This window comes from Nostoc sp. UHCC 0870, assembly GCF_022063185.1.
Lineage (GTDB): Bacteria > Cyanobacteriota > Cyanobacteriia > Cyanobacteriales > Nostocaceae > Trichormus.
Window position 1 is genome coordinate 2,443,546 of sequence record NZ_CP091913.1, and the last position, 12,497, is coordinate 2,456,042.

Below are 12,497 nucleotides of genomic sequence, written 5' to 3' on the forward strand. Positions count from 1 at the left end.
CCTAATATTCATTCTAAGATAAGCCTGTGCCAGCGCAAAGTTTTGCTCATAAGAATACTGACTTTTGACTTTTAACTTCTGCGTAGCGGTACTAGTGTGCATTTGTCTAAGTCAATCATTCATTAGAAAAATAAATATTTGCTATGTATTAATGTCTGTGTTTTAGAACTAAGTTTGTTTAAGTATTGTTACTACTCCATTGTTACGCACTACGTTAGACTACTAAGTGTTTTATGTAAAAGTCTTTTGCAGCAAGCATTATTTTTTTATAATTAATTTTTATATTAATTTATAATACATCTCTAAAAATATTTTTACCTAAAATACGTAATATTAATTACATATTAGCTAGATTTATGTATAAATTTAGTTCTTTGTCTTCCTCTGTAACTAGCGAAAAAATTTGAAATTTCCCCTCAAAATTAGCTTTGTTATGTTACGCTAGAATCTAGGGATTTTAAATATTTTCAGTCATTCACGCCACAACAGTAATTCACTTTTTAGTGACATTGCTATTTCAGTGTTGTGAGTTGCAAATATAACTTCGCCCAATCATCAATCAAAAAAGTCTTTTCTTGGTTGGTGTCGATAGCGAAAGATTCTTAACTAGGAGCTAGACGACTCTCTTGAGAGTTGTTGATATATGTTTTTGGCTTGCGTTGAGCGTAAGCACGGCTCTTGTTGTCAAGATATCAGCAAAAATAAAGCAGACTAGGTAGGCTGCGGAGGAGTGCAGTATTGGGTTGCTGTAAAGCAATGCAATTTCTGTTGTCGGATGTATGGTCTGCAATTCAATTAATTAAATAACCGATGCTTGAACCGTAGGGAATTAATTACTCTATCGGCAGGTTTGGCGTAAATTAATCCAGCCACCAACATGGTAATTGGTTGGGTAAGTTTTTGCTAATTTTATGCAATTTAATTATTTTTTTGAAAAGGTGCGGGTGGAATCATGGTTGACGGGAATATGTCTATGATGATTTTTATTTTAGCTGCGGGATATTTGTTTACTGTTTATCTATTATTGGGTTTGGCAAAACGCACCGGAAAAAAGCCTAGTCAATAGTCAAACCAATTCGCAATTCGCAATTCGCAATTCGCAATTGCAATCAGTGGTGGGTTCAAGCCCCCACTGATTGTTCGCGTAGCTTCCCGTAGGGAAGACCGCTAAATTTTCAATTTAGCGGGGGATTGAAACCCACATAATTACCAATTACCAATTACCAATTTGGTCAACAGTCAATAGTCAACAGTCAATAGTCAACAGTCAATAGTCAACTGTTGAATATTGACTAATAAACCTCTTGCAAAAGTCCGAAAATGAGATGTTTCGCTTCGCTCAACATGACAGCTTAAGTATTTATCGTAAATTCAAGGTTTTAAGACCCCTACGTCTACACGTAGTATCAGTTGAGTTGGGGTTTAAATCCCCGACTCCAACTGTCTTTAATAAGTAATGGGTATTTACTCATTACTCATTACTCATTTAAGCAAGAGGTCTAATGACTAGCAATATTAGCAAAATCGACTGATTCAACTATGGGGGTATGGCCTAGCCAATTGACTCCAGACTGAGCAAATTGCTGAGGTGAACCGCTAACAGCGAAGCGAGTTGGTAGGGGGGGGTGAGTGTTGGTTAAGCCTAGTAGGTCTAATTCTTGACTACAGGCGGTGACGACATGAACAGCAGGGTCAATAATTTTTACCTGAGTTGGGAGGAGCGATCGCACTACTGGCGCAAGTAAGGGATAATGGGTACAGCCATAAACTAAAGTATCAATGTCTTGTTGTAGCAAAGGTTCAAGATAAGACCTAGCTACTTCAGCAGTGTAGGGGTCTTGAATGCGGTTCTGCTCGATGAGTGGGACAAACTCTGGACAACCAACTTGCCACACGTCTACGTCAGGGTTGATTTCTAAAATGGCGTGTTTATAGGCATCGCTTTTAGCTGTGGCGGGTGTGGCTATGACACCTATACGCTTACCTTGCTGTACGGCTGCTTTTGCACCGGGGAGAATGACACCCAGAATGGGAATGTCATATTCGGCGCGGACAATTTCTAATGCGAGTGCAGAACTGGTATTGCAAGCCATGATCACCATTTTGACCCGTTGCTGCTGCATCCAGTCTAGAATTTCGCGGACAAACTGGACAATTTCGGCTTGGGAACGAATACCGTAAGGTAGCCTAGCGGTATCTCCAAAGTAAACAATTGATTCATTCGGTAATTGCCGATAGAGTTGGCGCAATACCGTTAGCCCACCTACACCACTATCAAAAACACCAATGGGAGCGCGTTGAGGCTCTTGGTCTAAGAACTCGTAAAGATTACCTTCAAAGCCGGAAGATGAATACACAGGCAGATACTGATTAAAATTTGGGGATTTAAAATACAGAATTTAGCAGACAATTGCCTAATTGACCATTAAATTCTGTAGGTATACCAATTAATCATTTTTACTATATTTTTAATTTGCTCATCTTTTTAAATATTGTAGGATACCGCGAGCGATCGCCTCTGCCATCCGGTTTTGATATTCTGCTGAACCCAATCGAGGATTATCTTCCCGACCACTCATATAACCTACTTCTACTAAAATAGAAGGCATAGAACTCTTTCTGAGGACGTAGAATCTGGCTTTGCGTGTGCCTCTATCTTTGATAGTACCAATACTTTGCAAAATATTCTTGCGGACAGCTTCCGCTAGGCCGTAGCCACTATCGTAATAATAGACTTCTAAGCCATTCACTTCGGGGCGATTCTCCACAGAGTTTGCATGAACACTGACAAACACTGTGGCATTAACTCGCTCGGCAATATCTACTCTACCTTGAAGCTCTACAAAGAAATCAGCATCTCGCGTTAATACTGCTTGCACACCGTTCTGTTCTAAAATAGCGGCTATCCTGCGACCGATGGGTAACACTACATCTTTTTCTAAAAGTCCACCCAAACCAGGCGCGCCTGGATCTTTCCCTCCATGTCCGGGGTCAATGACTACCAAAACTTTACCCCTGGGAACTGAAGAGTTTGGTATGGGCTGGGATGTAGTTCTGGGATTATCGGTATTTGTTTCTGGTGATTGCGCTTGGTTAGCTGATGGTAATGGTAAAGCAACTGGGGGTATAAATCGCCGCGAGGGTTGTAAATCTAATGCCAAAAGCTGGTTGCTGACTTGATTGAGTTCCCCTATTTGGACTCCTGCTGCTGGTTGTACCAAAACAACTACTGTATTGGGTGCTTGGGGTTGCAATCGTACCCTGAGAATTGGACTATTGGCAGTAAAAGCGGGGCCTTTGACGTTGGCAGCTAATTTGGCATTATTAATTGTGATACGGAATAATCCAGTGGATCTATCCCAACCACCTTGAGCCGATACCAATTGGTCAGCACGAATCAACAGTTGTTTGCCATTTTCGTCTAGTTCTATGGCTTGGATGGTAGCTGGTAAATTATTAGCAGAAATGGGTTCTGAGTTATTTTCTCTGGGCGACCTAACCACATTTTTGCTAGGTAAAACTACAAAGCCACCGACGCTGCTGGTACTGACTCGCCAGTCAGGGCTATTTTTATCCAGCAGCATTGTCATGCGTACAGTTTGGGGTCGGTTTTGTAATTGGCTAAATTGAATGCGGCTGACACCATAACGATTGACAGCAAAATCCTGCTGTTTGAGATTTGGTGATAAAGATGCGCCAGCAATATCGATATTGAGTACCTGTTGGTTTTCTGCGCGATTAAGTTGAATTTTAGGATTACCACCACGGGTGCGGACAAAAAAGCCATCGCCTGTGACTTGGAGATTTTCGATTTGAGTTACAGATGCAACAGTATTAACTTCTGGTTCGGGATTAGTGGGCGTGACCGTGTAAATATTTCTGGAAGATGGGTTAGATGGTGGTTGCTGGGCAATTTCTGGGTTATCTATTCTACTTTCAGAGACTGGTGTGGGTAATTGGACAGTCCAACGATTGGCACTAATCCCCACAAATTTGATTTGTTGGGGGTCGAGGGTATAACCAGGGGCTAGTTCTACTACTATCCGGGTGGTTTGGGGGTCAAACTGCCCCACACGCACTGATCGAATCGCACCCCCTACCTGTTGGGTGGACTGGGGTTTACCAAAGGTTATTCCTGGTAAGTCAATAACTAAGCGTGTGGGTTCAAAAATTAGTTGTGCTTGCGGTTGTACTGCTCCTGTGGTATTAATCTCCAAACGGTTTTGATTGGCATCAAATCGCCAAGAATCCAACCGAGTTGCCCAAGCTGGTGATGACAGTAACAACACCGTCCCTATAGTCCCGGTTATTAACCAGTCTAGTTTCACAATCTTTTCTCCTGATTCGCATTCGTGAGAGCTTTCGACAGTTATTAGTTATTCAGTTATCAGTTATCAGTGCCAGGAAAGCAAGCTTGATAACTGTTTACTGTTCACTGTTCACTGATGCAATCTCAACATATTGGCAAATCCTCACACCGTCACCGTCCCAACTTTGGCTTTGGGGCAATCAAATTTTGTATCGGTATAAAAATAAAGCTAATGGCGTAGTATCTTAGCACGCAGTTTTGATTTTGCCATGCGCTCTATTTTTAACAAGGGTATAGGGGTATAGGGGTATAGGGGTATAGGGGAAGAGAGATTGTTATGCGTGTGTTGTTTGGGTGAGTGGCTGTCAGGAGAATGACTATTTAGCGTTTGAGATATTGGAGAATCCCGCGAGCGATCGCATCTCCCATTTGGTTTTGGAAAGCCGGACTTCTCAATTTAGCCGAGTCCTCCCCACCGGTTAAAAATCCTGTTTCCACTAGAATAGAGGGCATAGAACTTTTTCTGAGGACAAAAAATCTGGCTCGCCGTACTCCCCGATCTCTAATATTCACACTTTGGCGAATGTTATTATGAACTGCGCGTGCTAAACCCAAACCACTGTCGTAATAATAGGTTTCCAAACCATTGACATTTGTGCGTCCCCCACCGATGGCGTTAGCGTGGATACTAACAAACACATCAGCCTTAGCTCTTTCTGCCATCTGTACTCTTCCGGGTAAACTCACAAAGTAGTCAGAGTTACGTGTCATCACTACTTGCACACCGTTTTGTTGCAAAACTTGAGCAACGCGCTGGCTGATGGGTAAGATGACATCTTTTTCACGTAATCCACCAATGCCAATTGCCCCTGGGTCTTTACCACCATGTCCAGGGTCAATCATCACTATAACCCTACCTCTAGGAGCGGGACGGGTTGGTGGGGTTACGGGTTGAGGATTTCGAGGATCTGGTAGTTGTCCTTGAATGGGGGGTAAAGGTGGTGTGGTGATGTTCCGACGCGAACCTTGTAATTGCAAAGCCAAAAGCTGACTACCGACTTGGTTGAGTGACCCAACTTGCACTCCGGCTGCTGGTTGGACTAAGACAACTACAGTATTGGGGTTTTGGGTTTGTAACCGGACTCGTAGGATGGGACTATTGGCATTAAAAGTTGGCCCTTTAACGTTAGGGGCTAACTTAGCGTTAGTAATAGCAATGCGGAACAGACCAGTATTTCTATCCCAACCACTGGTAGCAGATATATTTTGATCGGCGCGAATGACTAATTGGTTATCGGCTAAATCAATAGATTGAATAGTGGCTACGGCGTTGCTTGCAGGTACTCTGCTAGGTACGGTGACATTATTTGCTGAGTTATCAGAATTATCATTTCCTGGTAGTCTGACAACCCGACTGGGGAGAACTACCAAACCACCTGCACTACTTGAAGTGACCCGCCAGTCAGGGCTATTTTTGTCTACCCGTAAAGTCATGCGGACAGACGGTGTGGGGGTTTGCAGTTGGTTGAGTTCTACGCGGCTCACACCATGTTTGTTTACAGGAATATTTCGCTGGGTGAGGCGTGGTGATAGAGTTGCACCAGCGATATCCATAAAGATAGTAGTGCGATCGCGGCTGCGATTGACCTTAATTTGAGGATTACCGCCACTGGTGCGGACAAACAGACCATCCCCAGTCACTTGTAAATTTTCAACTTGAGTTGTTCCGGCTGCGGCAGTAACCACATTATTAGAAAATTCGGGTTTAGCGTCAGACTCCAGTGTGACTACGTTGTAAACACTATCTGGGTTAGACTCTGCCCTTTCCGCCGTTGGGGTGGGTAATTGAACAGTCCAACGACTACTAGTAATCCCGACAAATTTGATTTGTTGGGGGTCGAGGGTATAACCAGGGGCTAGTTCTACTACTATCCGGGTGGTTTGGGGGTCAAACTGCCCCACACGCACAGACCGAATCTTACCCCCTACCTGTTGCGTGGACTGGGGTTTGCCAAATGTTATACCGGGTAAGTCAATAACCACGCGTGTGGGGCTAAAAATCAGTTGTGCTTTTGGTTGTACCGCTCCTGTGGTATTAATCTCCAAACGGTTTTGATTAGCATCAAATCGCCAAGAACTCAAACTCGTTGCCCAAGTTGGCGATGAAAGTAACAACACCGTTCCCACAGTTCCAGTTAGTAGCCAGTCTAGTTTCACAATCCTTTCTCCTGATTCGCATTCATGAGAGCTTTCGACAGTTATCGGTTATCAGTTATCAGTCCGAGGAAAGCAACCTTGATAAATGTTCACTGATTCACTATCTCAACATATTGGCCAGTCGTCACACCTTCACCACCTAAACCTTTAGTTATAGTACCTTTATTGGATTTGAAAATTGGTATAAAAATAGAAATGAATGGGTTAGAATTTCAGTATGCCCTCAATTTTTACCTAACTATCAGGACATACAATTTATCCTCATAAAGCATCAGATGCAACAATGAGTTGACTAGATATTTATGATTGAGTTTTTTGATTGCTGGTATCGAATTTTTAGGTAAAAACTCCAACTAATGTTAAATGATGGGGCAAAATTTCTAGTCGCTACTTTTTAATTACTGAACAATCATCATAGATTAAGACTGAAAAGACTATAAAACTGACAACAAATAACATTCCAAATGTTAGTCCTAATAAACCGAAAAATAGAATTCACAATGTCAGGGGACGGATAATCTCAGACAGAAGTTTCCCACAAATTCGACATTAGGCATTGATTGGGATGCAAAAAAATTCTTTCCAGTCACCAGTCCCCAGTCCTTATTCCTCTAAAATCAATTTCTCTGAATTTTGTGCTACTTTATCTGATTCAGGAAAAACAAACCGTAACAAGGGAGGAGCTAAAAAGGTTGTGAGGATAACCATCATGATAATTGCTGCCCCCAATGATGCAGAGAGAACGCCACTAGCAGCACCGACACCAGCAAAAACCAATCCGACTTCACCTCTAGGAATCATACCCACACCAATAGCTAGGCGGTTAAGTTGGGATTGACCAAAGATGCTAAAGCCTGTGATCACTTTACCGACAATTGCTACGACAATCAGGAAAATTGCCATAATTAGACCTTCCCTGTTGCTGGGAATGGCTGGATTTAATACTCCTAAGTCCGTTTTTGCGCCTACAGTGACGAAGAAGATAGGAGAGACTTGCCCTTGGTAGCATCAGTCAGTGAAGCGTCAAGAATCACGGATGCTTCAGCCCGGTGAGTATGTCAAAAGAGCTTTATATCGATGTGCTACTGCTTGTTAATTCCATCAGGTATTGCCAATAAATATCAGGTACTGGTACTACAGATAATCTGGGAAGTCTCAATAAATCAAACTCTGCAAACTTCCCGATTTGCTTAATCTGGGATAGAGTTACAGGCTGACTAACTCTTTGCAATGGTCGCACATCCACAACTACCCGCTTGAGATCATCTAACGTTGGGTCTGGATAAGGTTGACTAGTTATCTCAGCTACACCCATAATTTGCCGTTCTTTACCAGTGTGATAAATTAATGCCAAATCCCTAAGCTGCATTGTTCGTAGATGTTTGAGTGCTAGGGCATTGTTAACACCATCCCAAACTGTACTGCCATCTCGTTCTAAATCAAAGTATGAGTAATTGTCTGGTTCAGTTTTAAGCAGCCAATATGCCATATAAAATATGCCTGTAAACTTTATATCTCCCTCTCAGAAATTGGTTTGAAGCAGGAGATAACGAATTTTGATCCTGCCCTGTGCTATAGAAATACACGTAGGCTTTGCCTACCCTACATTACTTCAGTACCCGTTATAAAAATTTTTGGTGTAATTTTTAGTTTCCGAAAATGTAACCGTTCTAGAGTTTGACAATAAAACTGTCAAAGTAGAAACATCTGTACAAATTTTTAGAGGAGTGTAAATCTTATGTCTAGAGCTGCTTTATTTTCTTCTCAGTGGCGTGCTGGAAAATTTTGGCAACCTCTACCGTTAGTTTTGCTGGTATTTGTGACTTTTGGACAACCTGGAATGGCGCAAGAAAAAGAAAAATTATTGCGGACGCTGACTGTCACAGGTAGAGGCGAAGAATCAATCCCCACAACTATTTCCGAAGTGAGCTTGGGGGTAGAGATTCAGGGAAAAACTGCTCAAGAGGTACAACAAGAAGCGGCGCGGAGGTCATCGGCGGTAGTGGCTTTCCTCAAAAGTCGCAATGTGGATAAATTACAGACTACGGGGATTCGTCTAAATCCAGTTTATAGTTACACGAATAATGTGCAGCGAATTACTGGATATGCTGCTAATAACACCGTCAGCTTTCGTATTTCTACGGAAAAAGCTGGAACATTGTTAGATGAAGCTGTAAAAGCTGGGGCGACCCAAATTAATAGCATTAGGTTTGTGGCTACTGATGAAGCGATCGCAGTTGCTAGACAACAAGCTTTAAAGGAAGCTACCCAAGAAGCTCAAAAACAAGCTGAAGCTGTGTTTAACGCTCTCGGCTTCCAGTCGAAAGAGGTAGTAAGTATTCAAATTAATGGTGCAAGCGCACCTCCACCACCCATGTTATATCGTGCTGAGGCTGCTAAGTTAGCTAGTGCCGACGCTTCCACCCCTGTAATTGGTGGCGAACAACAAGTTGAAGCCTCTGTGACGTTGCAAATTAGTTATTAGTCAAGAGTTAAGAGTCAATAGTCTACAGTAATGACTATTGACTCTTAAATTCCAGTTAAAAATGTTCTGAGGGGAAGTCTCCGCCTCCATCTCTATCTTGCTTAGAACCTAGTAGTTCTAGTTGGTCTACTTGTATAACTGGCGTAGACCTTAGCATCCCTGTTTGAGCATCATTCCAAGTATTAAATTTTAAAGTACCTTTGACAGCAATTTGCTTACCTTTTTTGACATAATTACCTGCTATCTCTGCTGTTTTCCCCCATAGTTCTAAATTAAACCAGTCAGGTTCATCACTGTTACGTGATCTACGGTCAACAGCTAGTGTTAATCTACACTTAACGCTACCAGACTCGAAATATTTAATATCTGGATCACCACCTACCCGACCAACTAAAGTGACAATATTGATACTCATTTGCTTCACCTTTTAGTACAGAAGTACTTATATATTTTGACTCCTATAATAGCCAATTGTGAACCTATTGAAAATCTCTGAACAACTTCACTATAGGGTTCAGTATAAAAATGAGCAGAATTACCTGAAGAATCTGAAAAAATATACGGATATAGTGAACTAGTCCAAGAATATCAGATAGTTAGAGGTGAAAAACTAGGTAAGAATTACCGTCATTTACCACAAAATAATTTATTGGGCTAGACTCTAGAGCAAAAAAATAATAGAATCCAGCACGATTCTCTTTAACAGTTGTAGTCTAGAATTATCGCAAAGTAGGGGGCGTGAGACGAGTGGGTCTGTTCAGGAACTTTCGCACATCGTGGGATATGGGTATCGACCTCGGTACTGCCAATACCCTCGTTTATGTGTCTGGTAAAGGTATTGTACTCCAAGAACCTTCTGTAGTTGCTATCGATCAAAACGAAAAAGTAGCTCTAGCAGTAGGGGAAGAAGCTAAAAGAATGCTCGGCCGCACACCGGGAAATGTCATCGCCTTGCGACCTTTGCGCGATGGTGTCATTGCTGACTTTGACACGGCAGAGTTGATGCTGAAAAGCTTTATTCAGCGCGTTAATGAAGGTAGGTCTTTGATATTACCTCGGATTGTTATTGGTATACCAAGTGGTGTCACTGGCGTAGAAAGAAGAGCTGTCATGGATGCAGCAGCTCAAGCAGGAGCAAGAGAAGTTTATTTAATTGATGAACCAATAGCAGCCGCCATTGGTGCAGGACTCCCAGTAGCTGAACCAACTGGTAATATGATTATTGATATTGGTGGCGGTACAACAGAAGTTGCTGTGCTGAGTCTCCAAGGTACTGTGATTAGCGAATCAGTACGCATTGCTGGTGATGAATTAACGGAAGCCATCATCATGTACTTGAAAAAAGTGCATAACTTGGTGATTGGGGAACGGACTGCGGAAGATATCAAAATTCGGATTGGTTCTGCCTATCCTACCCATGATGATAATGAGGCAATGATGGAAGTGCGGGGTTTACACCTGCTTTCTGGTCTACCCAGAACTGTGACTATTAAAAGCCCAGAAATTCGTGAAAGTATGATAGAACCGCTATCTGTGATCATCGAAGCGGTGAAGCGCACCTTGGAACGTACACCCCCAGAACTAGCCTCAGACATTATTGACAGAGGCATTATGTTGGCTGGTGGAGGTGCTTTGCTCAAGGGGATAGATACCCTAATTAGCCATGAAACAGGTATTGTTACCCATATTGCGGCTGATCCTCTCAGCTGTGTTGTGTTAGGAACAGGGCGGGTGCTAGAAAACTTTAAACAGCTAGAACGGGTGTTTAGCGGGCGTTCTCGAAATATGTAATCAAAAATTTTTAGATATTGGGTTCTATTTGGTTGTAATTTGGGTTTTATATAAATAGAATCCAGTATTTTTTGAATTTATAGAAATAGGTTATCGATGGTTAGTCTACGTCGTTGGTGGGATCGCAAAGCCTTACAAGTGGGTTTAGTTGCTTTAGCTTTGGGTGGTGCTTGGGTATTACGCCAGACCCAAGGGGAATTTTTATTGGAAGTATACGAGCTAATCACCCGTCCTATGCAAATGTTGCAAACGGGGACAACTCCAGAAGAACGTCAAGAAGAACTGCTCAAGAATGCTCAGTTTTTGGAGTTACAAACACGAATTACTGAATTGGAAAGCCAGAATCAAAAACTCCAAAATTTACTAGGCTACGCTGAAAAAGAGCCACTTGCATCCCGACCAATTCCCGCTAGAGTGATAGGACGCAGTGCTGATCATTGGTGGCAACAAGTGACCATCAACCGTGGCTCAAATGTAGGTATTCAGGAAGGTTATGTTGTCAAGGCTGAAGGTGGATTAGTTGGTCTAGTAGAAAGTGTCACACCCAACACCAGCCGTATATTGTTAATCAGTGATCTCAAAAGTCAAGTTGGTGTCACCATTAGCCGCACTTCCGCCAAAGGTGTATTGCGGGGAGATTCTTCTGCGGAAGCTGTATTAGAGTTTTATGAAAAAGTCCCAAATGTGAAGGTGGGAGACTTCGTTTCTACATCTATGTACAGTCAAAGATTCCCCACTGGTTTGGCGGTGGGAAAGATCAAGTCGCTTGATTTGAAAAAACTCCCGGCTTCCATCGCTAAAGTTGAACTTTTTCCCCCTATTAGTACCCTAGATTGGGTCGCTGTTTATCCCAAACCCAAAAACCCAGAGTTGGAAAATCAGCAATCAGTAACCCCAAAAACAGAAAAATCTAATTAAAGTAAGTCTCTCAAAATGGTGAAGATACCTTCATTTAGTGGCAAGTCAAAACCGCCAGAGCGAAAAAAATTCCGAACCAGACAAAAATCTTTGGCAGATTGGCATCCAGGTTGGTTACGTGTAGCAGATTGGAGCATCATAGTTGGGTCTGTGTTCTTATGTTTGCTATTATTACCAACACGCTTTCCCGGCACGGAATTATTGCGAATTGGGCCAAATTGGTTATTAATTTGGGTGGTTGCTTGGAGTGTGAAGCGGTCTGTATGGTCGGGAACATTAGCCGGCATTATTTTAGGTCTACTTCAGGATGCTATGACTTCCCCTGAACCATCTCATGCCATCACTTTGGGTTTTGTGGGATTTTTGACTGCACTAATTCAGAAGCCGCGTTTTATCCAGGAAGATTTTATTTCCATTGCCTTAATTGTCTTTGTGATGGCAATTGTGGCAGAGACTGGATTTGGGTTGTTATTAAAATTATCAGGCGATCGCTCCACAGATTTCATCTGGGCATACTATCAGCGCGTCACCCTCGCTTCTGCCATTCTCAGCAGTCTCTGGGCCCCAGTTCTCTATTATCCCCTCAATGTTTGGTGGGAGAAGATGAAATTAGTCAATAGTCATTAGTCATTGGGTCAGAAAAATCTACCTTGTCTCTTTTGTCCTCATCCCCCAGAATTTATTTAATTTTGAATTTTGAATTTTGAATTGGATATTACTGTGTAAGTATCGCTATTAAAGCCGTTAGCGTGCAGAATATTTACAGTATTGCCCAAG

The 12,497-nt window shown here is 42.3% G+C and carries 9 protein-coding genes and 1 pseudogene; 4 read left to right on the forward strand and 6 right to left on the reverse strand.

Going from position 1 to position 12,497, the window contains the following annotated elements:
- Positions 1-1,499 precede the first annotated feature (1,499 nt).
- The 5 genes and pseudogenes from murI to L6494_RS10625 all read right to left on the reverse strand — a co-directional run bounded on the left by murI (position 1,500) and on the right by L6494_RS10625 (position 8,015).
- Entirely contained in the window at positions 1,500-2,357 is an 858-nt protein-coding gene (gene murI / locus L6494_RS10605) for a glutamate racemase (protein WP_237994584.1), read from the reverse strand.
- Between the two features lie 120 nt (positions 2,358-2,477).
- Entirely contained in the window at positions 2,478-4,328 is a 1,851-nt protein-coding gene (locus L6494_RS10610) for an N-acetylmuramoyl-L-alanine amidase (RefSeq protein WP_237994586.1), read from the reverse strand.
- 362 nt (positions 4,329-4,690) lie between these two features.
- Positions 4,691-6,526 carry an N-acetylmuramoyl-L-alanine amidase gene (locus L6494_RS10615; protein WP_237994588.1) on the reverse strand — a complete coding sequence of 612 codons (1,836 nt, stop codon included), beginning with the start codon at positions 6,524-6,526 and terminating at the stop codon, positions 4,691-4,693.
- A gap of 603 nt (positions 6,527-7,129) precedes the next feature.
- Positions 7,130-7,513, reverse strand: a pseudogene (locus L6494_RS10620) (cation:proton antiporter); the annotation flags it as partial.
- 82 nt (positions 7,514-7,595) lie between these two features.
- Positions 7,596-8,015 carry an EVE domain-containing protein gene (locus L6494_RS10625; protein WP_237994590.1) on the reverse strand — a complete coding sequence of 140 codons (420 nt, stop codon included), beginning with the start codon at positions 8,013-8,015 and terminating at the stop codon, positions 7,596-7,598.
- 249 nt (positions 8,016-8,264) lie between these two features.
- Between L6494_RS10625 and L6494_RS10630 the strand changes: the two genes are divergently transcribed.
- A complete protein-coding gene (locus L6494_RS10630) occupies positions 8,265-9,011 on the forward strand; it encodes an SIMPL domain-containing protein (protein ID WP_237994592.1) in 747 nt (248 codons plus the stop codon).
- Positions 9,012-9,066: 55 nt separating this feature from the next.
- Here the strand turns inward: L6494_RS10630 and L6494_RS10635 are convergent, their stop codons facing one another.
- Positions 9,067-9,426, reverse strand: a complete 360-nt coding sequence (locus L6494_RS10635; RefSeq protein ID WP_237994594.1) for a single-stranded DNA-binding protein — start codon at positions 9,424-9,426, stop codon at positions 9,067-9,069.
- Positions 9,427-9,794: 368 nt separating this feature from the next.
- Between L6494_RS10635 and L6494_RS10640 the strand changes: the two genes are divergently transcribed.
- The 3 genes from L6494_RS10640 (at position 9,795) to mreD (ending at position 12,347) form a co-directional block, all read left to right on the forward strand.
- Positions 9,795-10,802, forward strand: coding sequence for a rod shape-determining protein (locus tag L6494_RS10640; protein WP_237994596.1), 1,008 nt, complete (start codon positions 9,795-9,797; stop codon positions 10,800-10,802).
- A 96-nt stretch (positions 10,803-10,898) separates the two neighbouring features.
- Entirely contained in the window at positions 10,899-11,720 is an 822-nt protein-coding gene (gene mreC, locus L6494_RS10645) for a rod shape-determining protein MreC (protein ID WP_237994599.1), read from the forward strand.
- Between the two features lie 18 nt (positions 11,721-11,738).
- Positions 11,739-12,347 carry a rod shape-determining protein MreD gene (gene mreD, locus L6494_RS10650; protein WP_237995946.1) on the forward strand — a complete coding sequence of 203 codons (609 nt, stop codon included), beginning with the start codon at positions 11,739-11,741 and terminating at the stop codon, positions 12,345-12,347.
- Positions 12,348-12,497 lie beyond the last annotated feature (150 nt).

Bases quoted from the DNA above. Each gene is read 5' to 3' on its own strand.
- mreC (WP_237994599.1), top strand. From the start codon at position 10,899: ATGGTTAGTCTACGTCGTTGGTGGGATCGCAAAGCCTTACAAGTGGGT.
- L6494_RS10640 (WP_237994596.1), top strand. From the start codon at position 9,795: ATGGGTATCGACCTCGGTACTGCCAATACCCTCGTTTATGTGTCTGGT.
- L6494_RS10630 (WP_237994592.1), top strand. From the start codon at position 8,265: ATGTCTAGAGCTGCTTTATTTTCTTCTCAGTGGCGTGCTGGAAAATTT.
- L6494_RS10635 (WP_237994594.1), bottom strand. From the start codon at position 9,426: ATGAGTATCAATATTGTCACTTTAGTTGGTCGGGTAGGTGGTGATCCA.
- L6494_RS10625 (WP_237994590.1), bottom strand. From the start codon at position 8,015: ATGGCATATTGGCTGCTTAAAACTGAACCAGACAATTACTCATACTTT.